The organism is Stenotrophomonas sp. 1337, from assembly GCF_031455455.1.
GTDB lineage: Bacteria > Pseudomonadota > Gammaproteobacteria > Xanthomonadales > Xanthomonadaceae > Stenotrophomonas > Stenotrophomonas indicatrix.
The window spans coordinates 357387-380909 of record NZ_JAVDSR010000001.1; the positions used below are offsets into that span (position 1 = coordinate 357387).

Genomic DNA, 23523 nt, shown 5'->3' on the forward strand with positions numbered 1-23523 from the left:
CTGCATGCATGGAGAGGCCAAGGATGCGCAACGAGACCATCGGTGTGTTGGATCTGCGCCGCAATCTGTCGGCGCTGCTGGAAACCACCCAGCGGCGGCCGCTGATGGTGCACCGCTATGGCGCGCCGTGGGTATGCGTGGTGTCCGACCCGCAGTGGCGGCAGCAGGCGGTGCTGCTGGAGTTCGAGCCACAGGACCATCCGTTGGCGATGCTGCTGCGGTTGCAGCGGCAGGCGCTGCCACTTTCGGAATCGGGAATGCTGCCTGCTGCTGCACTGGCACGTGCCTTGTTGCTGATGGCCATGCACGGCATCGAGGGTCTGGCGGCACTTCACGATCACGTGCGCTACCACCGGTTGTGGCACTGGTTCGTGGCCGCCAGCGATGCACAGATGGAGGGATGGCAGCTGCCACTGCTGCAGGCGGCGACGGCGGCGCTGCTGGATGACGCGGACGCGATGCACGCGCTGGCGGCATTCGCGCAGCGCAGCGACGTTGCCGTGCTGGCCCGGCGGTGTGGCGGAGAGGCGCCGCGCCTGGACCTGCAAGCCTGCAGGCGGATGACGTTGCGGTGACATTCCCGCGATGCTGCCACGCACTGCTCAACATCGCATTCGTGCTGTCGCTTCGGTTGCCTTGCTGACGTCTTCTGCAGAGTACGACGCTCCCGCGTCGCGGAGCGCAGGCGACGCCGATGAACGACAGTCGCAGGATCAGCATGCTGGAGCTGGACCGCCACCTGAGCCAGTCGCTGGAGCAGGCGCGGCACGCCCCAGTGAATGTGCAGCGCTATGGGCAGCCGTGGGTGTGGATGCTGTCCAGCGATGCCTGGGCCGATGCGGCAAGGTGGTCAGCGCTGGATGTCAGCGGCCATCCGTTGATGCTGCTGCGGCAGGCGCTGGACGCATGCCTGCAGCCGTGGCCTGAAGGGGCCTTGGCCACGCTTGCGCAGGAGAGCGCGGAGGTGCGCATGGTGCAGCGTGCGGTGCTGCTGATCGCGCTGTGCGCCCCTGGCAGCGTGCAGCGCCTGCACGACGATCTTCGCTATCACCAGGTGTACCGGCAATTCATCGGCTTCGATCATGGCATGGCCTGGTCGCCCCTGCAGTGCATGCGCCTGCTGCAGGCGTGTGCCGCGCCACTGCTGCAGCGCTGCGTGGAGGAAACGCTTGCGCGCGTTCCGTCGTCGCTGCTGGACGCTGCCTGCGTGGGGAACGCGCGCGGTGTGGGTGATCGGCTGCAGGAACGGCCGATTTCCGCAGGATGTTTATCGTACTGACACATGCGCCGCTGACCATGGGGCGGCGGTCTCTTCCAGGATGATGAGGGCGGAACAATGGCAATGCAGATGGGTGGTCGCAGGGCTCGGCAGCAGGGCTTCAGCCTGATCGAGATCATGGTGGTGGTGGTCATCATCGGCATTCTGGCTGCACTGATCGTGCCCCGGTTGATGGATCGCCCCGACCAGGCCCGCGTGGTGGCGGCACGCCAGGACATCGCCGCACTGATGCAGGCCATGAAGCTGTACCGGCTGGACAATGGGCGTTACCCCAGTGCCGGGCAGGGGCTGCAGGCGCTGCTGAAACCGCCGCAGGGCAGCGGCGCGATGCCGGTCACGCCGTACCTCGACCGCCTGCCGGATGACCCGTGGGGGCACCCCTACCAGTACCAGAACCCCGGCACGCACGGCGATATCGACGTGTTCTCGCTGGGGGCCGACAGCAAGCCCGGCGGTGAGGCCGGCAACGCGGACATCGGTTCCTGGCAGTTGTGAGGCCGGACAATGGCACGCCGGAACATTCCAGGTGCGTTTGCCGGCCAGCAGGGCATGGCGGTGATCGTGGCGATGCTGGTGGTGGCACTGGTGGCGGTGATCGCCACTGCGCTGCTGACCCGGCAGGCCGCACAGCTGCGTGCGGTACGCAGCGACCAGCTGCGCATGCAGGTACGCATGGCGGTGGACGTCACGCTGGAACGCGCGGCGCAGCAGTTGCGTGAGGACGCGCGCGAGCAGTTGACTACCGTTGGCAACGGGCGCTGGGCGCGGCCGGTGCAGCTGCAGGCGCCGCTGCCGGTGCACCTGCAGCTGGTGGACGCGCAGTCGAGGTTCAACCTGCGCACGCTGCTGGCTGACGGCCAGCCTGCCGCAGAGGCACTGCGTGCGTTCACTTCGCTGTGTGTGGGGCAGGGGCTGCCCCGCGCGGCCTGTGCCAGCGCCGCAACGCAGGTCCAGTCGCGCCTGCGCGATGGTGATCGGCAGGCGCGGGCACCGTTGCCGCGTGAGTCGCTGATTGAACAGGTTCTGGCAGGCGCCGATCCGGTGGCGATACAGGCACTGGCGCGGCGTACGGTGGTGCTGCCAGCGCAGACCCTGGTCAACGCCAATACAGGTGATATCGCCGTACTGCAGGCGGTTGCACCCGGGGTGGAAGCCGGGCGCCTGCAGGCGCTGCTGGGCGAGCGTGATCGTGGCCACTGGCTGCTCAACCGCGGTGACATCGCCAACCGGCTGCAGCTGAGCAACGAACAGATGGCGCTGATGCCGCTGGGTATCCACAGCGAGTGGTTCCTGGCGGTAGGCCAGGTACAGGCAGACGGCGCATCGGTGGATTTCCGCGCGTTGATCTGGCGCGAGTTCCGCGACGACAGCGTGCGTGTGCAACGGGTATGGACAAGGATCGGTGCATGAGCCTGCAGCTGAGAGTGCGCCTGCCGGCGCTGGAACGATTGGATGGGGACAGCGCGGTGGAGTGGTCGCAGCTGCACAAGGACCGCGTGCTGGCCACGGGAAGCGACCCTCTGTCGACGCTGGGCCAGCGCTTTCCGCAGGCGAGGGTGCATGCGAGCCTTGATCCGCAGGACCTGATCCTGCTTGAGCTGCAGCTGCCGCCGCTGCCCGGGCGACGCCTGCAGGCGGCCCTGCAGGGTGAAGTGGAAGCGATGCTGCTGGATGATCTGCAGGAGGTGGCGCTGGGCCATGGCACCCAGGCGGCCGATGGCACGGTGGCGGTGGCGTGGCTTGGCCTGCAGGCGATTGCGCGCGTACAGCAGCAGCTGCAGGAGTGCGGGCTGCAGTTGCAGGCGCTGCACCCAACGCCCTTGCTGCTGCCGTGGGCGGTCGGGCAGGCCACCCTGCAGCTGTGTGGTGATCAGGTACTGGTCCGCTGTGGCCGTGATCGTGGCTTCGTGCAGTGGTGCGGTGGGCGTGACCTGGCCTCGGTGATGCAGGTGCTGGCCGTGCGCCTGCAGCAGGCCGGGGTGCAGGCAGTGCAGTGGATCGATGCCGTGCCGCCCGCTTGGGCCGAGCGTCTGCCGGCCAGCGTGCTGACGCAGGCGGTGCAGTGCAGCGGTCCGCTGCCTGGCTGGTCACTGCCGTTGCCGGCCTCGGGTGCAGGTGCGCCACGCCTGGCTATCGGTCTTGCGCTGGCGGCGGCGGTGCTGGCTGCACTGGGCCTGCAACTGCAGGTGTCGCGCTGGCACAGCGAGGGTGAAGCCCTGCAGCATGACTTGGCGCGGCAGTTCAGCACGCACTTCCCCGAGATCCACGATGTGGTCGATCCGGTGGTGCAGGCGCGGCGGGCGCTGGCGGTGCCGGCAGCGCCACGGGCACTTCCTGCCGTGCAGCAGCAGGTTGCCAGCGTGCTGCAGGCCATCCCCGAGTTGGCTGGCCAGGTTCGCAGCCTGCGCTATCAGCCGGGCCAGCTGGAGATGGAGCTGGATGCCGACGCGCAGGTGTTGGCCGAGGACGCGCAACGGCTGGAGCGCTGGCAGCAGGCGATGCAGGCACAAGGGCTGCAGCTTGCGCACGAAGCCGGTGGCCGCTTGCGGATCAGCCGCGGGACTGCTCCGTGACCGCATCGGAACTACGGCCGGCGGGCTTCGTGCGCGGACTGTCGCAGCGTTGGCAGCGGCTGGCGGCGCGCGAGCGCGCGATGCTGCTGTTGATGGCTGCGGCGATAGCGGCGGCCGCACTATGGCTGGGCTGGCTGCAGCCGCTGCTTAAGCAGCGCAGCCATTGGCAGGCTGAGCTTCCACGGCTGCAGGCGCAGGCGGCAGCACTTGCACCGCTGCTGCGCGCCCGTGAACAGCAGCAGGCGCAAGGCCGGCGGCCGACACTTGCAGGCCTGCGCCAACAGATCACCGCTGCCGGCCTGGCGGGCAGCCTGCATATCGAAACGCGCGACGGGCGCTGGCACCTGCAGGTGCGCAGTGTGCCCGCCGATGCGCTCTGGAACTGGCTGCTGCCCTTGCTGGCCGACCCGGCCATCGAACTGCAGCAACTGCAACTGCAACGAACAGGGGACGCGAACATGCCGGCGGCACGGATTTCCGGAAACATCGTGATGGTCGCCCATGGCGGTGGCCATCCATGAAGGCGATGCGCAGCCTGGGCTGCAGCGCGGCATTGGCACTGGTGGTGGGCCTGGCCCATCTTCCGGCGCCGGTGCAGGCGCAGGACGCCAATGGCGAACCGGTGCAGCTGAACCTGGTGGACACCGATATCGGTGGGGTGCTGCGCATGGCGGCACGCTTCACCGGCCGCCAGTTCCTGGTCGACCCCCGGGTGAGCGGCAAGATGACCGTGGTCTCCGATGGGCCGGTCAGCCGCGTGCAGGCTTATCAGCTGCTGCTGGGTGCATTGCGCATGCGCGGCTTCGCCGTGGTCGAAAGCGGGGGCGTCAGCCGGGTGGTGCCGCAGGCCGATGCCAAGCTGCTGGGCGGCCGCGTTGGTGCCGGTGGCGCGGGCGGCGAAATAGCCACGCGCACGTTTTCCCTGCGCTACGAGAGTGCCGCGGCGCTGGTGGCGGTGCTGCGGCCGATGATCACCGCGGATAATCCGATCACCGCGAACCCCGGCAACAACACGCTGGTCATCACCGACTACGCCGACAACCTGGAGCGCATCGCGCGGGTCATCGCCAGCGTGGATACACCGGCCGGCATGGACACCGACGTGGTGAAGCTGCAGCAGGGCATTGCCGTGGATGTGGCGGCGATGGTCGCACCGCTGCTGGATGCGCAGGGCGCGGAGCCGGCGCAGAAGGTGGTGGTGATGGCCGACCCGCGCAGCAACAGCGTGCTGCTGCGTTCCAGCAGCCCGGGCCGCACGCGCCTGGCGCGGCAGCTGGTGGAGAAGCTGGACAAGGCCCAGGACGAGTCCGGCAACCTGCACGTGGTGTACCTGCGCAACGCCCAGGCCACCCAGCTGGCCGGGGTGCTGCGGGGCGTGGTGGCAGGGCAGAGCGATGCGCCGGCAATGGGCAGCAGCGACGGCATCACTGCATTGCCGGGCGAGACCAGCCGCAATGCCAGCCCGCCGGCGCAGCCTGCACAGGGCAAGAACAAAGGCAATGCGCTGGAATCGCCGCGGCTTGATCCCGGCCGTCGCGAACCGACCGATGCCGGCAGCACCGGCTTCAGCCAGAACGGCATTTCGGTGCAGGCCGACATCGCCACCAACACCTTGCTGATCTCTGCCCCGGAGCCGGTGTACCGCAACCTGCGGCGGGTGATCGACCAGCTGGACCAGCGTCGGGCGCAGGTGCTGGTGGAGAGCCTGATCGTGGAGGTCAACCAGACCGACGCCGCCGAGCTGGGCGTGCAATGGATGCTGGGCAACGGCCGCACCTTCGGTGGCACCCACTTCGGCGGCACCACCGGCGGCAGTGGGCTGAACACCACCGCGCGCACCACGCTCGACGTGCTGCCGAAAGACGGACTGAACATCGGCGTGATCGACGGCACGATCAACCTGCCGGGCGTGGGCCAGATCCTCAACATGAAGGCGCTGGCCAATGCCCTGCAGAGCAAAGGCGGCGCCAACATCCTCTCCACGCCGAACCTGATGACGCTGGACAACGAGGCGGCCAGCATCATGGTCGGGCAGACCGTGCCCTTCGTCAGTGGCCGCTATGTGACCGATGGCGGTGGTGGCAGCAACAACCCGTTCCAGACCATCGAACGCGAGGACGTGGGCCTGAAGCTGCGGGTGCGCCCGCAGATTTCCGAGGGCGGCACGGTGAAGCTGGACATCTACCAGGAAGTCAGCAGCATCGATGCGCAGAGCTCGGGCAGCGCCGGCATCATCACCAACAAGCGCGCGCTGGACACCAGCGTGCTGCTCGATGACGGCCAGATCATGGTGCTGGGCGGCCTGCTGGAAGACAGCGTCAGCCATGGCCGCGATGCCGTGCCGGGCCTGGGCAAGATTCCAGTGCTGGGCGCACTGTTCCGCAGCGATACGCGCAAGCGCGCCAAGACCAACCTGATGGTGTTCCTGCGCCCGCACGTGGTGCGTGACCCGGCTGCCGGCCAGCGCCTGACCCGCGACCGCTACGACTACATGCGCAATGCACAGGCCGGCGCGCAGCCGGTGCAGAGCTGGGCATTGCCGGCGCTGTCGGCGCCGCAGCTGCCACCGCAGGACCTGTCGGTGCTGGGCCAGGGCAATGCACGCGATGGCCAGGGCCAGCCGCCGCAGAACGGCAGCCTTGCGGCGTTGTATCCGGCCAGCGAGGGCAATGTGCAGGTGGTGCAGTTCGCGCAGGGGCTGGATGCAGCGCGTGCCACGCAGGCCGTGGCACAGGTGCGCGCGCTTGGCCTGCAGGCCTATGCCGAAACCACGCCGGGCGAAACCGGACAGCGACTGCGGGTGCGGGTAGCACGCGACCCGGCCACGCTCGACCCGGCGCTGCAGCAGCTGCGCGGGCTGGGCTACACCCCGGAACTGGTCATCGGCCCATGAGCATGGCCACGCCGCCGCCAGCGCTGCCGTATGCCTGGGTGCGCAGCCACGGCGTGATGCTGGCCGAAGCAGGCGGCGCGCCGGTCCTGCTGGGAACTGCCGAGACCGCCGCCTGGGCGGTGGCCGAACTGCGCCGCCGGCACGGGCCGCTGCCGTTCCAGGTGCTGGATGCGGCGGCCTGGCAGCAGCGGTTGGGCGAGCAGTATCGTGACGGTGGCGATGCCGCTGCACTGGTCGGCGCGGCCGAAAGTGAAGTCGATCTCGACCGGCTGATGCAGGACATGCCCGAAGTGACCGATCTGCTGGATGCACAGGACGACGCGCCGGTGATCCGCATGATCAACGCCCTGCTGGCACAGGCCGCGCGTGACGGTGCAAGCGATCTGCACATCGAACCTTTCGAAACCCATTCGGTGGTGCGCTACCGCGTCGATGGCACCCTGCGTGACATGGTGCAGCCACGACGTGCGTTGCACGCGGCGCTGGTCTCGCGCATCAAGATCATGGCCCACCTGGATATCGCCGAGAAGCGCCTGCCGCAGGATGGGCGCATTGCGATCCGCGTGGGTGGCCGGCCGCTGGATATCCGCGTCTCCACCGTGCCCACCGGGCACGGCGAACGGGCGGTGCTGCGCCTGCTGGAAAAGGATGCCGGCCGGTTGCAGCTGCAACGCCTCGGCATGGCCGACGATACGCTGGCCACCTTCACCGGGTTGATCCGCCAGCCGCATGGCATCGTGCTGGTGACTGGGCCCACCGGCAGTGGCAAGACCACATCGCTGTATGCGGCACTGGGGCAGCTCGACAGCAGCACAAGCAACATCCTCACGGTGGAAGACCCGGTGGAGTACGACTTTGCCGGTATCGGCCAGATCCAGGTCAACGCGCGCATCGGCATGAGTTTCGGCACCGCATTGCGCGCGATCCTGCGCCAGGATCCGGACACCATCATGATCGGCGAGATCCGTGACCTGGAAACGGCGCAGATCGCGGTGCAGTCGTCGCTGACCGGTCACGGCGTGCTGGCATCGCTGCATACCAACGATGCGATTTCGGCGGTGACCCGACTGGCGGACATGGGCGTGGAACCTTTCCTGCTGGCCTCATCGTTGCGTGGCGTGCTGGCGCAGCGGCTGGTGCGCAGGCTGTGCCTGCAGTGCCGGCGTGCCGAAGTGGATGCCGAGGGCCGCACCGTGTGGCGGGCCGTAGGCTGCCCCGCCTGTGCGAACAGCGGCTACCGCGGGCGCACCGGTATCCACGAACTGTTCGTGGTGGATGAGCGTGTGCGGGCACTGATCCATGAAGGGCAGGGCGAGCCCGCGCTGCGTGAGGCCGCGCGGCGCGCCGGCATGCGCACCCTGCGCCAGGACGGGCAGCGCTGGGTCGACAGCGGGGTGACTACGCTGGAGGAGATCCTGCGCGTGACCGGCGACGACTGAGGCGCGCATGGCACTGTTCGACTATCAGGCCGCCAACGCGCAGGGGCGCATCGAGAAGGGACAGCTGGACGCCGACAACGCGCGCGGCGTGCGCCAGCAACTGCGCGGGCGTGGGCTGACACCGGTACAGGTATCAGCCGCACGAAATTCCGGCAGTGGCTGGGGCACGCGCAGACTATCGGCCAGCGAACTGGCCTGGGCCACGCGGCAACTTGCCAGCCTGCTGGCCGCCAGCCTGCCGCTGGAAAGCGCGTTGAGCGCGGTGATCGAACAGGCCGAACGCTCGCACGTTGCACAGGCACTCACTGCGGTGCGTGCCGATGTGCGCGCCGGCCAACGGTTGACCGTGGCGCTGGCGGCGCGGCCGCGCGACTTTCCTGCGATCTATCGTGCCCTGGTGGGTGCGGGCGAAGATTCCGGCGATCTGGCGCGGGTGATGGAGCGCCTGGCCGACTACATCGAAGAACGCAATGCACTGCAGGCCAAGGTGCTGACGGCATTCATCTACCCGGCGGCGATCAGCCTGGTGTCGGTAGCGATCGTGATCTTCCTGCTCAGCTACGTGGTTCCCCAGGTAGTGACTGCGTTCGTGCAGGCGCGGCAGACGTTGCCGATGCTGACCCAGGTGATGCTGGCGGCCAGTGCGTTCGTACGCGCATGGGGCATATGGACGGGATTGGGCATCGGCGCGCTGGTGGTGGGCTGGCGGCTGGCACTGCGGCGGCCGGATCTTCGCCTGCGCTGGGACACCCTGCTGCTGCGCGTACCGATGGTGGGGCGCTTCGTGCTGGGCGTGAACAGCGCACGCTTCGCATCGACACTGGCGATCCTGCTTGATGCCGGTGTGCCCTTGCTGCGCGCACTGGACGCCGCACGACAGACACTGGGCAATGCGCTGCTGGCGCGCTGTGCCGATGATGTGGCCGCACGCGTGCGCGAAGGTACTTCGCTTGGCGCTGCGCTGAAGGTGCAGAAAGTGTATCCGCCGATCCTGGTGCATCTGGTGGCCAGTGGCGAGAAGACCGGTTCATTGGCGCCGTTGCTCGACCGCGCTGCACAGACCATCTCGCGCGAGATCGAACGCCGCGCGATGGCACTCACTGCATTGCTGGAGCCCACGATGATCCTGGTGATGGGGGGCGTGGTGCTGACCATCGTGCTGGCCGTGCTGATGCCGATCATGGAAATGAACCAGCTGGTGCAGTGATGCGCGAAGCGCATCGCGGGTAGCGACGGGCCATGCCCGGCGAGCGCGCAGCGCGGCAGGCTTTCGATTCTCCACACAATCCTCCACACCTTTTCTCGATCTTCCACAGGTTTCTTAAGCGGCCTGTCATCGGCGGCGACCAGCATGTCCCTGTCGCCGCAGAGTGGGCTGGGAGGCCCTCGGCGGCAGCAGGCGTGTAGTGACCGTTCCTCCCTTGGTGTTTCACCTTCGCAGTAAACCCTTCAGGAGAAGATCATGACCAAGTACAAGACCCTGGCCGCGCTGGTTGCTACCGCGCTGCTCGCCACTGCTGGTGCCGCGTCGGCCCAGACCGCTGTCACCGGCGGCGGCGCTTCGCTGCCGGCCGACCTCTACAAGGGCCAGGCCGACAGCATCCTGCCGGCCAACTTCAGCTACGCCGTGACCGGTTCGGGCACCGGCAAGAAGGCCTTCCTGGAAAACAACTCGGCGCTGTTCTCGACCACCGGTACCGTGCATTTCGCCGGCAGCGACTCGGTGCTGAGCAGCACCGAGCTGAGCACCTACAACAGCACCTACAACGTGGCTGGCGATGCCAACCGCTTCGGCGCGCTGGTGCAGATCCCGTCGGTCGCCACCTCGGTGACCATCCCGTTCAACAAGGCCGGTTCGGCGGTTGATCTGTCGGTCACCCAGATCTGCGGCATCTTCTCCGGCAAGATCAATGACTGGAGCCAGCTGGCTGGTTCGGGCCGTACCGGTGCCCTGCAGGTTGTCTACCGTGGCGAGAGCAGCGGTACCAGCGAGCTGCTGGCCCGCTTCCTGACCAGCGCCTGCCAGCCGGCGGACGTCTCCGGCACCACCCTGAAGCTGACCAACGGCGTGCCGGCGTTCTCGGTGCAGTCGACCTTCGCCAACCTGTTCACCACCGTGCCGTCGAACTTCATCGCCGCGCCGGCCACCGGTGGCACCTCGCTGTACAACGCGGTGTACGCCGTTGACGGCCGCATCGGCTACGTTGGCCCGGACGTCATCCCGAGCCTGACCGATGCCACCAAGGTGGCCAAGGTCAAGTCCTTCTCGCCGGATGAAGTGAGCGTGCAGGCGACCCTGGAAACCGCTGCGCCGCCGACCGGCGCCGCTGCTGAAAATCCCGCCAACTGGGTGCCGGTGTTTGGCAACCCGAGCGCGGGCTACCCGATCGCTGGCTACACCAACTTCGTGTTCGGCCAGTGCTACAAGAACGCCACTGTCGGCGCCAACGTCCGTGGCTTCCTGACCCGCCATTACGGCAGTGTCGTGGTCGCCGGTGTCGAGCAGGGCCCGAACGATGCGGCCATCCGCGCGCACAAGTTCATCCCGCTGACCAAGGCCTGGCGTGATGCGGTCCGTGCCCGCTTCGCGACTGCCAGCAATGCTGGCGCCGTGAACAACCCGAGCACCTGCGCCAGCATCGGCCGTCCGCTGTAACCGTCTGCAAGGCAACACCTGCTGATCGAAGCGCCGGCCGAAATGCCGGCGCTTTCCTTCGTGGTGGCACCGCATCCGCGCTGAACTGTCGTCTTCACGCCGCGGCCACCGTCTATCAGGTGCAGGGCATGCGCTACGCAGGCCCCCTTCGTACTCGCCGCGGCCGACGCGGCCCATCAGGTTGACGAGGTCCCCGATGTCGCACCCGCATTCGCCCGCCGCCCGTTTTTCCGCCTCCCTCTGGCGCAGCCACCCGATGGCCTGGGCCGTGGCCGTGGCGCTGGGCAGCGTGGTCGCTCCTGCCAGCCAGGCGCAGCAGGCCTTCAGCCCCGGCTGGTTCGCCGACCGCGGCGCCGCCCAAGGTGCGGCAGCGCAGAGTGGCCGTATGCCCAATGGCGCGCCGATCCAGTTCCAGCTGCCTGCACAACAGCAGGATGCGGCGCGACAGAAGCTGCAGCAGTCGATCGACAACCTCGGCACGGCCGCGCAGGCCATCGCATTGCAGCAGCGCATGCAGGAGCAGGCCAGGCAGGCGCGACGGGAGGCGGGCTTCGTGGTGGCCGATGGGCTGGGCAAGGATGGCCTGAAGGTGGACGAGAATCCGCTGACCCGTGGCTGGATCAATGCCCGCGAAGCGACCCAGTCGCAGGGCGCCGACGGCCGGGTGCAGGTCAGCATCGAGCAGACCGCCGACCAGGCGATCCTGAACTGGGAAACCTTCAACATAGGTGGCAACACCACGCTGAATTTCCTGCAGAACGCTGACTGGGCCGTGTTGAACCGGGTCAATGATCCGGCCGCTAGGCCCAGTCAGATTCTCGGCCAGCTGAAGGCCAATGGCACGGTGTTCGTTGCCAACCGCAACGGCGTGGTGTTCGGCAACAACAGCCAGGTCAACGTCCGCAACCTGGTGGCTGCTGCAGCACGTATCAGCGACGCGCAGTTCCGTGACAACGGTCTGTACAGCGTTGATGCGAACACGTCCGCCCTGACCGATGCGGTGGGCAAGATCATGGTTGAACGTGGTGCGCGCATCACCACGCATGAGCCCACCAGCGCAACGCGCGGCGGTGGCTATGTGCTGCTGGCCGGCCACAGCGTGGAGAATGCGGGCCAGATCGAAACCCGGAGGGGCCAGACCCAGTTGGCAGCCGGCGACAGTTTCGTGATCCGCCGTGGCGCGGGTACGGCGCAGAACACCGCGTCGACCACGCGGGGCAATGAGATCGCGCCGCGCTTCGTCACCGACAGCACGGCCGGCAGCGTTCGCAACAGCGGTCTGATCCAGGCGCGCGAGGGCGACGTCACTCTTGCCGGCCGCACGGTCGAACAGGCCGGCGTGGCGGTGGCCACAACGACGTTGAACCAGCGCGGCACCGTGCATCTGCTGAGTTCGTCCTCCGACAGCAAGGGCAGCGTGACCCTGGCCACGGGTTCGACGACGGCAGTGCTGATCGAAGATGATGGCAAGAGCACCGCGCTTGACAGCCAGCGCGACGCCCTCATCAGGGAATCGGCCGAGCAGGACAAGCTTCGTGGCGCCAGCAACAGTGGCACCTTCGACAATCTCTCGCGGCTGCAGGACCGCCGGGAGCAATCACGCATCGAAGTCGTCTCCGGCGGCGATGTGAACTTCCAGGCCGGCTCGCTGGCGGTGGCCACCGGCGGCCAGGTGATCGCCGACGCCAGCCGGCGCAGCTACCTGGATGATGGCGCGCGCGTGGACGTCTCTGGTGCGGTGGGCGTGCAGGTGGCGATGGAGAGCAACAACGTCAAGGTGAAGGTGCAGGGCAACGAGCTGCGCGATTCGCCGGACAACCGTGACAGCGGCAAGCTGATCAGCAGCGAGGTGTGGATCGACCGCCGCCAGTTGACCGAAGTTGCCGCCGGTACCGGTGGCTATGAAGGTACGCGCTGGTATGCCGGCGGCGGCCTGCTGGAAGTGGGTGGCTACCTGGACAATCAGGGGCATTCGATCAGCGAATGGGCGGCGCAGGGCGGCACCGTCCAGCTGGCAGGCAAGGAAGTGGTCAGCCACGCCGGTTCGCGCATCAATCTGGCCGGTGGCAGCCTGGATGTGCAGTCCGGCGTGGTCCAGCAGAGCTGGCTGCGTGGGCGCGATGGCCAGTTGTACCGGCTTGACGATGCGCCGGCGGAGATGCCGTACGACGGTCTGTATCAGGGCTACGAACTGAAGCAGGAGCGTTGGGGGGTCACCGAATCCTTCCGCAATCCACTGGTTGCCCCTGGCCAGCGCTTCGACAATGGCTACACCGTGGGACGCGACGCCGGCCGCCTGTTGATCTCGGCGCCCACGGCCGTCCTGCAGGGCCAGGTGGATACGGTGGCCTTCCAGGGCGTGCAGCAGACGCGCCGCCCAGACCAGGGACAGGACGGGTACACGCAGGCGCAGACGGCGGCGGCCCGCAACGCCCAGCTTTGGCTTGGGCGTTTCGACAACACCGGGCGCAGTGCAGTGTTCGATTCGCAGGTCCGCATCGGAGAGCTCCAGGCCGACACCCGGCCGTGGACGCTGCAGGCGCCGGTCGGGGAAGCACAGCGCAATACCGTGTGGTTGGACAGTGAGGTCCTGAGCGCCCAGCGTTGGGGGCAGGTGGACCTCGCTTCGGCCGGCCGCATCGATCTGGATGGCACGCTCAGGTTGCAGGAGGGCGGCCGGCTTGGCCTTGCCGCAAGCCGCGTCAGCCTCGGCGGAACGGTGCAGATTGCCGGCGGCCAGGTGGAGGCCGGCAACCTGCTTCTGGTGCTCGGCAGGCCGACGGCCCTGCTGTCCTCCGGGCGCGGCGCGCTCGATGTTGCGGCGGGCGCGCGGATCGATCTTGGCGGCGGCTGGAGCAACGCGCTTGCCGCGCCGGAAGGCGGTGCCGCACAGGCGTGGATCGACGGTGGACAGCTGCGCTTCAACGGCAGCCACGACATCAACGTGGGCGAGGGTGCACGGATTTCGGTGGATGCCGGTGGTGTCATCGATGCCAATGGCAAGGGGCGCGTGGGCAAGGGGGGCAGCGTCAGCCTGCTCGCGGCCAGCACCGAGGTCGCCACCGACGGCAGTGGCCGGCTGCGTATCGGCAAGGACGCGCGCTTCAGTGCGCTCGGCAACGGCAGCGGCAACTTCACTTTGGCAACAGGCGGTGCCGTGGCCATCGGCGCGCCTGGCACGGAAGCATCGGCGGCGTCGCTGCACTTGCAGGAAGCGCTGTTCAAGAGTGGCTTTGCCGGCTATGACATCGCCGGTCACAACGGCTTGACGGTTGAAGAGGGTACCCAGCTGCAGGTGGAACGACCGGCGCTGCGGCTGGCCGAGGGTGCACAGCAGGCACTGGCCCGCGAGCAGGGTGTGCAGGCCTGGACGCCATCGTTGTATGAGGCCGATCCAGCCAGCGGACGCGTGTCGCAGCGTGGCGGCGCCAGCCTGACACTGCGCGCCGGGCATCTGTTGTCCACGGCCGACCTGCGCGTTGGCAAGGGGGCCAGGATCGAGGTCGACCCGGGCCAGTCGATCGAACTGTTCAGCGCCGGCAACCTGATTGTGGCCGGTAGTCTGAAGGCGGCCGGCGGGCGCATCCGCCTGGACGAGGCATTCGATCCGTCGGGCGTACGCGGCGATGCACGCCGCGAGCGCCAGTGGACGATCACCGATGGCGCACTGCTTGACGTGAGCGGCGACACCGTTTCCCTGCCCGACGCGCGCAGGACGTTGCGCGGGCAGGTGCGCAAGGGCGGAACCATCGAGATCGGGGGGGCGCTGGACTGGGAGGACCAGGACAACGTGCGCCACCTGCCGCCCGATACCTTCGTGGTGGTGGAGCGCGGTGCACGGCTGGATGCGTCCGGTGCTTCGGCGCTGCTCGATATCGATGGCAGCGGGCGTACCCGGGTCGACAGCGATGGCGGCAGCATCGTGCTGCGTGCGGGCAATGCCCTGTACCTGCACGGCGAACTGGATGCAGCGGCGGGCGGCGACGGTGCGCGCGGTGGCACCCTTGGTGTTGCCTTCGGTGGCGGCACCTACGGCAGAACGGCAGACGGTAAGGAGGTGCTGGCGCCGCGGGTGATCTCGCTGACCCAGCACGCCGCGCAGACGGCGAGCCTGCCTGCACGCCTTGAATACGGCCATGCGGCACTGTCGGTGGAGCAGGTCGAGGCCGGTGGTTTCGATCATCTGGCCCTGTTCGGCGATATCCGCGCCCAGGGAGATGTCAATCTGCGCATGGACCAGAGCCTGCGCCTGCAAGGCGTGAACGAGCGATACCTCGGCTTCGTCCCGGGCAACAGCGCGGGCAGCCGCCTGCAACTGGCCGCGCCGTATGTCCGCCTTGCGCAGGGACGCTGGTGGCAGCCGGCCGGGGAAGGCACGCTGCGCCCGCTGGAGGCACCGTTCGATACCGGCCGGCAGCATCGCCTGGAGGTGGACGCCGATCTGATCGACCTGCGCGACGTCACCTGGCTGGCCGGCTTTGATCAGGTCGGGCTGCGCAGCAGCGGCGACATCCGCATGCTGGCGCCAGTCGCCAGCACTTCACAAATCTCCACGCTGGCAAGCCCGGGTTCGATCGATATCAGCGCCGCACGCCTGTACCCTGCGGCCAGGGCCCAAGGACGCATCGTGGCCGGCGTTCCCGACATCGGTCCCTCGGGCGTGCCGTCCTGGCAGAACCCCGACGCCGTGCTGCGCATCCATGGCATTGCGGGCGGCGCGCAGCCGGCACCGGATTCTGCGTTCGGCAGTTTGGAGCTGGTGGCGGCAACGGTGGTGCAGGGCGGCACGGTGCAGGCGCCGTGGGGCCGCGTGCAGCTGGGCGGCAACGAGTTCAACTCGAATCGTGCCAGCCGTGTCGATCTGCTTGCCGGCAGCGTGACCTCCATCAGTGGCGCCGGGCTGGCGCTGCCCTTTGGCGGCACCGTGGACGGTGTGAGCTGGCGCCGCAACGGCGCCGACTTCGATGTACTGGGCCCCGGCTCGATCAGCATCCCGATCGGTATCGATATCGTGGCCAATGCCTTCAGTGGCGCGGCGGGCAGCGTGCTGGATGTGTCCGGCGGAGGCGAGCTGTCCGGCGCCGCGTTCGTGGCAGGGCGCGGTGGCTCGGTGGACATCCTGCGGCATGCGCTGGCGGATGCGAACCCGCGCTACCGCTTCAGCGGCAGTGACAATGCGGTCTACGCGATCATGCCGGGACGCTCGGTCACGCAGGCGCCGCTGGGCACCGCTGACGGCAGTGCCGATCCGCGCGTTGGCCAACAGATCGTCATAACCTCCGGCGTTCCCGGCCTTCCGGCGGGAACCTACACGTTGCTGCCGGCCAGCTACGCCCTGCAGAAGGGCGCATTCCGCGTCGAAGTTGGCGCCGAAAGCGCCGTCGGCAGCCGCCAGCCAGTGGCGACCGGCACTGGCTCCTGGCGCGTCAGTGGACACCAGGCGCAGAGCCTGGGCGGTGGTGTCTCACCGCTGCTCACCGATCTGGTGCTGACGCCGGCGGAGGTGGTGCGCCGCCATGCCAGCTACAACGAGACCTCCTACAGCGCGTTCGTGCAGGGCGTGGCCGAGCGGCGTGGCGAAGCGCTGCGCTGGCGGCCGACCGACGCCGGCAACCTCAACCTGGTGTTGGGCGACGGCGCAGGACGTTCGGCCGTGCCGGCCGCGATCTTCCAGGGCCTGTCCCATTTCAACGCCGGCAGCAATGACGGGCGCGGCGGCACGCTTTCGGTCAACCTGCGCACCTCCAATGGCGCGCTGCTGGAGATTGCCACCGAAGGCGACAGCGCCGGCAGCGGCAGCGGTGCAACCATCTTCGACTCCGCGCTCAATGCGTTCCGCCCGGAAACGATGCTGATTGGCGGCGTGCTGCGACGTGACGCGACGACCTATTCGCTGGAAGGCAGCGCGCAGCACATCGTGGTGCGCAACGGCGTCACCCTGACGGCGCAGGAAGTGCTGCTGTCGGCCGCCTTCGGAGGCAAGGGGATCCTGATCGAGCAGGGCGCTGTGATCGACACCTTGACCGGGGCCGATCCGTCGCGAGTTGCGCAGCCCACGGCGCCCTACCTGGTGTCGGGCGGCCTGCTTGCCGTGTCCAACCAGCGCCTGACGGCGCTCAGTGCACAGGGCGGAGGCGCCGCAGGTCCGGTGGCGATCGACATCGGCGGATGCGCGTTGGACTGCAGCGGCCAGACCCGGTTGCTGTCGGCAGGCAGCATCAACGTGGTCACCGACGGCGCCCTGAACATTGGCGACGCGGTGAGCTACGGCACGCGCCAGCTCGGCCTGGGCATGTCGGCACTCAACCTCGGCAGCGCCGAAGCCATTGCGGCGGCATCGGCGGCCGGCGGCCTGCCGGTCGGCATGACCATGAACCAGGAGGTGTTGCAGCGATTGCTGCGGGGAAACACCGCCACCGGCGCGCCGGCGCTGGAAGCCCTCAACCTGACCGCGCGCGATGCCATCAATGTCTTCGGCAGCGTGGACCTCGACACCCGTGAGGGCGCAACCGGACGCAGCAGCCTGCGCAGCCTGGTGCTGGGCGCACCGGCCATTCACGGTTACGGCACCGCTACCGATCGCGCACGCATCTTCGCCGATACGCTGGTCTGGGACGGTACGCTGGCCGGCACCACGTTGCCCGGCGGTGAGCAGACCCAGCCGGCCGGCGAGGCGATGGTGGGCCGACTTGGCCAAGGGCAGCTGGAAATCAATGCAAGGGCGCTGGAGCTGGGGCGTGCGCCCTTTACCCGGCCCAGTTCGTCGGTGGCCGCGGATCGCCAGGTGCTCGGCTTCGCCGGCGTTACCCTGGCAGCATCGGATCGCATGTTGTTCTCCGGCAAGGGCAGTCTGGATGTCTTCCAGCGGCAGGGCGATTACGTGGCAGGCAGCGGCTGGCAGTTCAGCGGCGGCGCGCTGGATATCGTTACCCCGCTGCTGACCGGCAGTGCGGGCGCGCAGCTGGCAATCCGCAATGGCGGTACGGTGCAGTTGCGCGGTGCTGCGGCAACCGCGGGCAGCGATGCGTTGGGTGCGGAGTTGTCCATCACGGCCGAACGCGTTGTGATCGACAGCCGGGTGGCGCTGGCGTCCGGCCGGTTCGAAGCCAATGCCCGCCAGGGCGTGGCGCTTGGCAGCAATGCAGTGCTGGACATGGCGGGGCGGAAGGTCGGCCTGTTCGACGTGGACAAGTACAGTTGGGGCGGCGACGTAGCGCTGTCGAGCCGTGACGGTGACATCGTTGCCGACGCGGCGTCGCGCATCGATCTTTCCGCCCGCAACAACCGCGGCGGCCGCTTGACGGTCGCTGCGCTGGGCGCGCAGGGCGGCCGTGTGGATCTGGCAGGCACGTTGCTTGGCGGAGCCAGCGGCCGCTACGACGCCGGTGGCACCGAAGTGCCCTACGACGGCGGCGAACTGGTGCTGCGTGCGCGTCAGCTGCAGGATTTTTCCGGACTGAATACAAGGCTTACCGCCGGTGGCATTACCGGTGGCCGGACGTTCCAGTTGAGCGCAGGCGACCTGGTGATCGGCGATGAAGTGAAGGCACGCAACGTTGATATCAGCGTCGATGGTGGCAGCCTGCTCGTCAATGGCCGCATTGATGCCAGTGGCGAACAGGTCGGCAGCATCCGCCTGTCCGCCCGCGATGTGCTGCGTATCGACGGAACATTGGACGCGCATGGCAGCGCCTTGCGCGTCGATAGTTACGGCAAGATCATCGACAGCCCGAACCGGGCGATGATCGAACTGACCTCGGCCAATGGCGGCCTGCAGCTGGGTGCGGCCTCCTCGATGGACCTGCGCAGCGGCACCTCGGTGGCCACGGGTGGCGGCCCGGGCCAGAACGACGGCCGCGCGCGCGGCAGCGTCAAGCTCAACGTGCCACGCGTGGGCACCAACGATGCAGCGATCGAGGTGGCCAGCGGCATCCGCATTGCCGGTGCCGGCGATCTCCAGGTCAACGCCTTCCGCAGCTATGATTCGGCGCCGCTGGCCAGCGCTCCGGACGTGCACGGCCATCGTCCGCAGGTGATCAACCAGCAATGGCTGGACACGGTGGTGGACCCGGACAACAGCCAGTGGATGAACGCCGCGCTGGTCAATACGGGATTGCAGCAGCGCACTGCCGCCTTGGGCAGCTACCGCCTGCGCCCCGGCGTGCAGATCGTGGCGCGGACCAGCAGTGACAACCCGCGTGGCGATCTGGTCGTGGCCGGCGATATCGATCTGTCCGGCTATCGCTACGGACCGCAGTCGAACCGGCTCGATCCTGCGCGCCGCGGCTTCGGTGAATCGGCCGCGCTGGTGCTGCGTGCCGAGGGCGATATCAATGTCTATGGCAGCATCAACGACGGCTTCGCGCCGCCGCCCGCCAATCCCGATGAGGACGGCTGGGTGTTGCTGGAAGGGCGCAGTAGCGGTACGCCCAACACCGCGTTCGGCGGCGACCTGATCGTGCCCGGCGAAGGTGTCCAGCTGCAGCGCGGCACCGAGTTCCGTGCTGGCGCCACGCTGAACTATGCACTGCCATTCGAGGCCGTAACCTTGCCGGCGGGAACCGTGCTGCCGGCGGAGATGGTGTTGTCCGGGCCGCTGCTGCTGCCCGCCGGTACCGTTCTGGGCGCGGCCGTGACGACAGGCAGCGGACAGGTGATGGCGGCCGGTACCGTGCTGGCACAGGCGCTGGCTTTGCAGTCCGGTGCCCGCCTGGGCGCTGGCTTCCGCCTGCGCACGCCGGCGCCGGTGGCCGCACAGGTGTGGCCGGCCGGTGTCGCCCTGCCCATGGCAATGAAGCTTTCCGGCGCACTGGACCTGCATGCCGGTGCGATCATCCCGTCGATGACCAAGGTGGAGCTGGCCGGCGATGCGCCGGTGAAGCTGCGAACGGCCGATGCCAGCGGGCGCCAGGGGCGCAACTGGGCGCTGGCGGCGATGCTGCCCGACGGCACCACGTCGTGGGATCTGACCGCAGTGGCCGGTGCCGATACGACCGCCGCCGATCCGCGTACTCGCCGCTGGGGAAGTGACGGCAGCATCGTGCTGGCCGACAGCCACTACAGCACCATCGGGACAGTAACCACGACGACAGAATGGAAGGGTGATCGCATCGTCAATCTGGAGGGTTCTCTGTACTGGTGGGGCGATGAGAGTCTGGCCGGAAAGTCACCTGCCGAGGTGGCCGAGATCATCGGGACCACCGAGGCGGAGATCTGTGGTGCGGGCTCCTTCTGCGGCCCCGCGCCGCGCCTGGTGGACAAGGAAGGCTCGCTGGCATGGTGGGGCGATGAATCCTGGGTCGGCCGCCCGGCTTCGGAACTGGGTGCCGAGATGGGCATGTCGGAGGAAGAGATCTGCGCGGCAATGGGCTACTGCTACGGCGGCGGTACGCTTACCGAAGTCACCACCTACGGCAAGCGCCTGGGCTCGCCGGCTTGGAGCGTGCTGCGTACCGGCAAGGGTGATCTGGCACTGCTGGCCGCGCAGGACGTGCGCATGAAGTCCGGCTTCGGCGTGTACACCGCAGGTGCGCCGACGTTGTTGGGCGATGGCAACGACGCGCGCTTCAACGCGGCACGTGCGCCGAAACCGATGAACACCGCGCTGCTCGGCGCGACGCAGGCCTCCGGATCCTATGACGCGGCCATCGCCGGCTACCAGGCGTGGTACCCGGACCAGGGCGGCAATCTGCGTGTTGAAGCGGGGCGCGACATCATCGGCGATGTCTGGACCGGCCGCTCCGAATCGGGCACGGCGCAACGTGACCAGGCCGGGCATTCCAGTGCCGCGGTGGGAAGCTGGCTGTGGCGGCAGGGTTCGGGCACGACGGAAGGTGTGCAGACCACAGCAACCAGCTGGTGGATCAACTTCGGCACCTACAGCACCGTCGGCGCCGAACTGGACGCGACGCCCCGCATGGTCGGCTTCACCGGCTTCGGCACGTTGGGTGGGGGCAATCTGTCCCTGGAAGCAGGCCGCCACTCGGGCGTGATCTCGCCGATGGGCAATGCCCTGGGCTTGTTGACGGCGCCCCATTCCAGCGCGATCGTCGCTGCGGTCGGGTCGACCGGACGCGTCAGCGACGGTGAGCTGCATCTGACGGGGGGCGGCGACCTGACGCTGCGAAGCGGCGGAGCGCTCAACCCCGGCCTGCGCGCGAGCGCGCAGCAGCCCGAAGGTTTCCTGCAGGATCTGGATCTCAATGGCGCCGTGACCAATCTACGCGGCAGCACACTGCTGCAGGCGGCGCGCATTGGTGGTGTCAGTGCGATACAGAGCAGCTACGGAACGTTGGGGCTGAAGAATCCGTTCGTGGCCGACGCCCCGGTGGCGATGGCGGGGCCGGTGCTCATCCTGGGTGATTCCACCGCACTGGTGCAGGCGCGCGGCGATGTGGTGCTGGGAAGTGCGGCCGACCCCGGGCGGGTGCCGGTGGCCAATTTCAACGATATCCTGCTGGACGATGGCAGCCACGCGTCGGGCTCGAGCTGGTTCTCGCTGTGGACACAACGCACCGCACTGGACCTGTTCTCGGCAGGCGGGAACCTTTCGCCGGGCCTGGTCGGCACGCAGCATGCCAGCGGAAGCAACCAGGGCAGGGAGGTGATAGACATCAGCCCCAGCGATGGTGACGTCATCCTCAACTACTGGTTGTATCCGTCCCGGTTCAGCGCCGTGGCGGCCTCCGGCAACATCAATCTCGCCAGTCTGCGGGCGAGCGGCGCCACCCTCGGTGCCCAGGATGTCATCCTGCTGGCGCCCTCGGCGTCGGGTCGACTGGAGGTGCTGGCAGGAGGATCCATCCTGGCTGCCGAACAGGCCACCCAGATTGTGCGCTCCAGCAGTGATGCCCGCGTTCCGGGCCCGTTCGATCCGGGCTTCATCGCGCGGGGGCCGGGAAATGCCGGAACCGTGCGCAGCAACGTATCCGTGGACGGGGGCAGGGCAGACCCTGAGGCCGTGCTACCGTATTTCGCGTTCGGTCCCAATACAGCGCTCGGCGCGCTGCTACCAACTACCCCAACTGTAGCCAGCAGATTCTATGCCGTGGCCGGCGACATCATCGGGCTGGGCAGCGGCAGCAGGCGGCAGTTGTCGCGCGATACGGGGAACAACGGGCGCACCGTGTTCGACTGGTACGAAGCGGGCTCGGCAGTACAGCTGCGCGCCGGTCGCGATGTCATCAATGCAAACGTTACCGCGCTCAACACCAGCAGTACCGATATCAGTGGGATCGACGCGGGCCGCGACATCATCCGCAGCAATCTGACGGTGGCCGGCCCCGGCAATGTCGAGGTCAGCGCCGGCCGCCAGCTGCGCCAGGAAGAGGCGGGAAGCATCGTCAGCCTCGGCGGTATCGTGCAGGGTGACACCCGGCCGGGTGCGAGCATTGCGGTGACCGCAGGCAACCAGCATCTTGATTTCGATGCACTGCGCGCACGCTATCTGGATCCGGCCGCGCTCGCCGACCCGGCGCAATCGCTGGCTTCGCAGCCCGGCAAGGCGGTGAAGATCTATGACAAGGAACTGAAGCAGTGGCTGCAGCAGCGCTTCGCTCTGGCTGCCGATGGCGCCGGGGCGCTGGCCGTGTTCGACGCATTGCCGAAGGAGCAGCAGCGCATCTTCCTGCGCCAGGTCTACTACGCTGAACTGCGCGAAGGTGGTCGTGAGTACACCAATGCAGAAGGGCCGCGCTTCGGTTCCTACCTGCGCGGGCGCGAAGCGATCGCCACGCTGATGCCGGACAAGGATGCCAATGGCGCAACGATCAACCGTACTGGCGATATCGTGATGTATGGCGGCTCCGGTGTGCGCACCGAAGCGGGTGGCAACATCGAGCTGATGGCGCCAGGCGGGCAGATCGTGGTGGGCGTGCAGGGCGTGGTGCCTCCGGCCAGCGCGGGCCTGGTCACCCAGGGCCAGGGCGACATCCGTCTGTTCAGCCAGGACAGCGTGCTGCTGGGCCTGTCGCGGGTGATGACCACCTTTGGTGGTGACATCCTGGCGTGGTCCGAGCAGGGCGACATCAACGCCGGCCGTGGCTCGCAGACCACGCTGCTGTACACCCCGCCGCGTCGGGTCTACGACACCTGGGGCAACGTCATCCTGTCGCCGCAGGCACCGGCCAGCGGCGCCGGCATCGCAACGTTGAACCCGATCGCCGAAGTGGCGCCGGGCGATGTCGACCTGATCGCGCCGCTGGGCACCATCGATGCCGGCGAGGCGGGTATCCGCGTGTCGGGCAACATCAACCTGGCCGCATTGCAGGTGCTCAACGCCGCCAACATCCAGGTGCAGGGCGACAGCAAGGGCCTGCCGGTGCTGGCCTCGGTGAACGTCAACGCGCTGGCGTCGGCAAGCGCTGCGGCCAACAGCGCCAGCCAGGCCGCACAGGACGTGATGCGCAAGAGCCAGGACGATGCGCGGCGCAACCAGCCGTCGGTGATCAGCGTGCAGATCCTGGGCTTCGGCAGTGCCAGCAGCAGCATCGACCCGCCAACGCGCGGAAACACGGCCGCCGCCACGGGCTACGACGTCAACAGCGCCTTCCAGTTCCCGCAGGCCCGGGCAGACGCGGGCAAGCAGCAGGTGCAGTAGATCCACGCCATGCGTGGATGGAGGAACGGTGCGGGCCAAGGACCGCACCCACCACGCGCAGAACACAGGATCGGGCCAGCTGCCA

Annotated in this window: 11 protein-coding genes; all 11 read left to right on the top strand. The window is 68.1% G+C overall.

What is annotated here, in order from left to right; all coding sequences use genetic code 11:
• The first annotated feature begins 23 nt into the window (after positions 1-23).
• The 11 genes from J2X70_RS01645 (at position 24) to J2X70_RS01695 (ending at position 23438) form a co-directional block, all read left to right on the top strand.
• A complete protein-coding gene (locus tag J2X70_RS01645; RefSeq protein WP_033831260.1) occupies positions 24-575 on the top strand; it encodes a hypothetical protein in 552 nt (183 codons plus the stop codon).
• 119 nt (positions 576-694) lie between these two features.
• On the top strand, positions 695-1279 hold the full coding sequence (locus J2X70_RS01650) for a hypothetical protein (RefSeq protein WP_223482589.1): 585 nt from the start codon (positions 695-697) through the stop codon (positions 1277-1279).
• 57 nt (positions 1280-1336) lie between these two features.
• A complete protein-coding gene (gene gspG / locus J2X70_RS01655) occupies positions 1337-1774 on the top strand; it encodes a type II secretion system major pseudopilin GspG (protein WP_033831258.1) in 438 nt (145 codons plus the stop codon).
• A 54-nt stretch (positions 1775-1828) separates the two neighbouring features.
• Positions 1829-2689: a type II secretion system minor pseudopilin GspK gene (gene gspK, locus J2X70_RS01660; RefSeq protein ID WP_223482689.1), complete on the top strand. Its 861-nt coding sequence runs from the start codon at positions 1829-1831 to the stop codon at positions 2687-2689.
• On the top strand, positions 2686-3852 hold the full coding sequence (gspL, locus tag J2X70_RS01665) for a type II secretion system protein GspL (RefSeq protein WP_309908565.1): 1167 nt from the start codon (positions 2686-2688) through the stop codon (positions 3850-3852). Before gspK ends, gspL begins: the two co-directional genes overlap by 4 nt.
• A complete protein-coding gene (gspM, locus tag J2X70_RS01670; protein ID WP_309908567.1) occupies positions 3849-4373 on the top strand; it encodes a type II secretion system protein GspM in 525 nt (174 codons plus the stop codon). The genes gspL and gspM overlap by 4 nt, the downstream gene beginning before the upstream one ends.
• Positions 4370-6745, top strand: coding sequence for a type II secretion system secretin GspD (gspD, locus tag J2X70_RS01675; RefSeq protein WP_309908569.1), 2376 nt, complete (start codon positions 4370-4372; stop codon positions 6743-6745). The genes gspM and gspD overlap by 4 nt, the downstream gene beginning before the upstream one ends.
• On the top strand, positions 6742-8184 hold the full coding sequence (gene gspE / locus J2X70_RS01680) for a type II secretion system ATPase GspE (protein WP_032974563.1): 1443 nt from the start codon (positions 6742-6744) through the stop codon (positions 8182-8184). Before gspD ends, gspE begins: the two co-directional genes overlap by 4 nt.
• A 7-nt stretch (positions 8185-8191) precedes the next feature.
• Positions 8192-9391, top strand: coding sequence for a type II secretion system inner membrane protein GspF (gspF, locus tag J2X70_RS01685; RefSeq protein WP_309908571.1), 1200 nt, complete (start codon positions 8192-8194; stop codon positions 9389-9391).
• Between the two features lie 255 nt (positions 9392-9646).
• A complete protein-coding gene (locus J2X70_RS01690) occupies positions 9647-10840 on the top strand; it encodes a substrate-binding domain-containing protein (protein WP_025874374.1) in 1194 nt (397 codons plus the stop codon).
• Between the two features lie 196 nt (positions 10841-11036).
• Complete coding sequence (locus J2X70_RS01695) at positions 11037-23438, top strand: filamentous haemagglutinin family protein (RefSeq protein WP_309908574.1); 12402 nt, start codon at positions 11037-11039, stop codon at positions 23436-23438.
• The last annotated feature ends 85 nt before the right edge of the window (positions 23439-23523 follow it).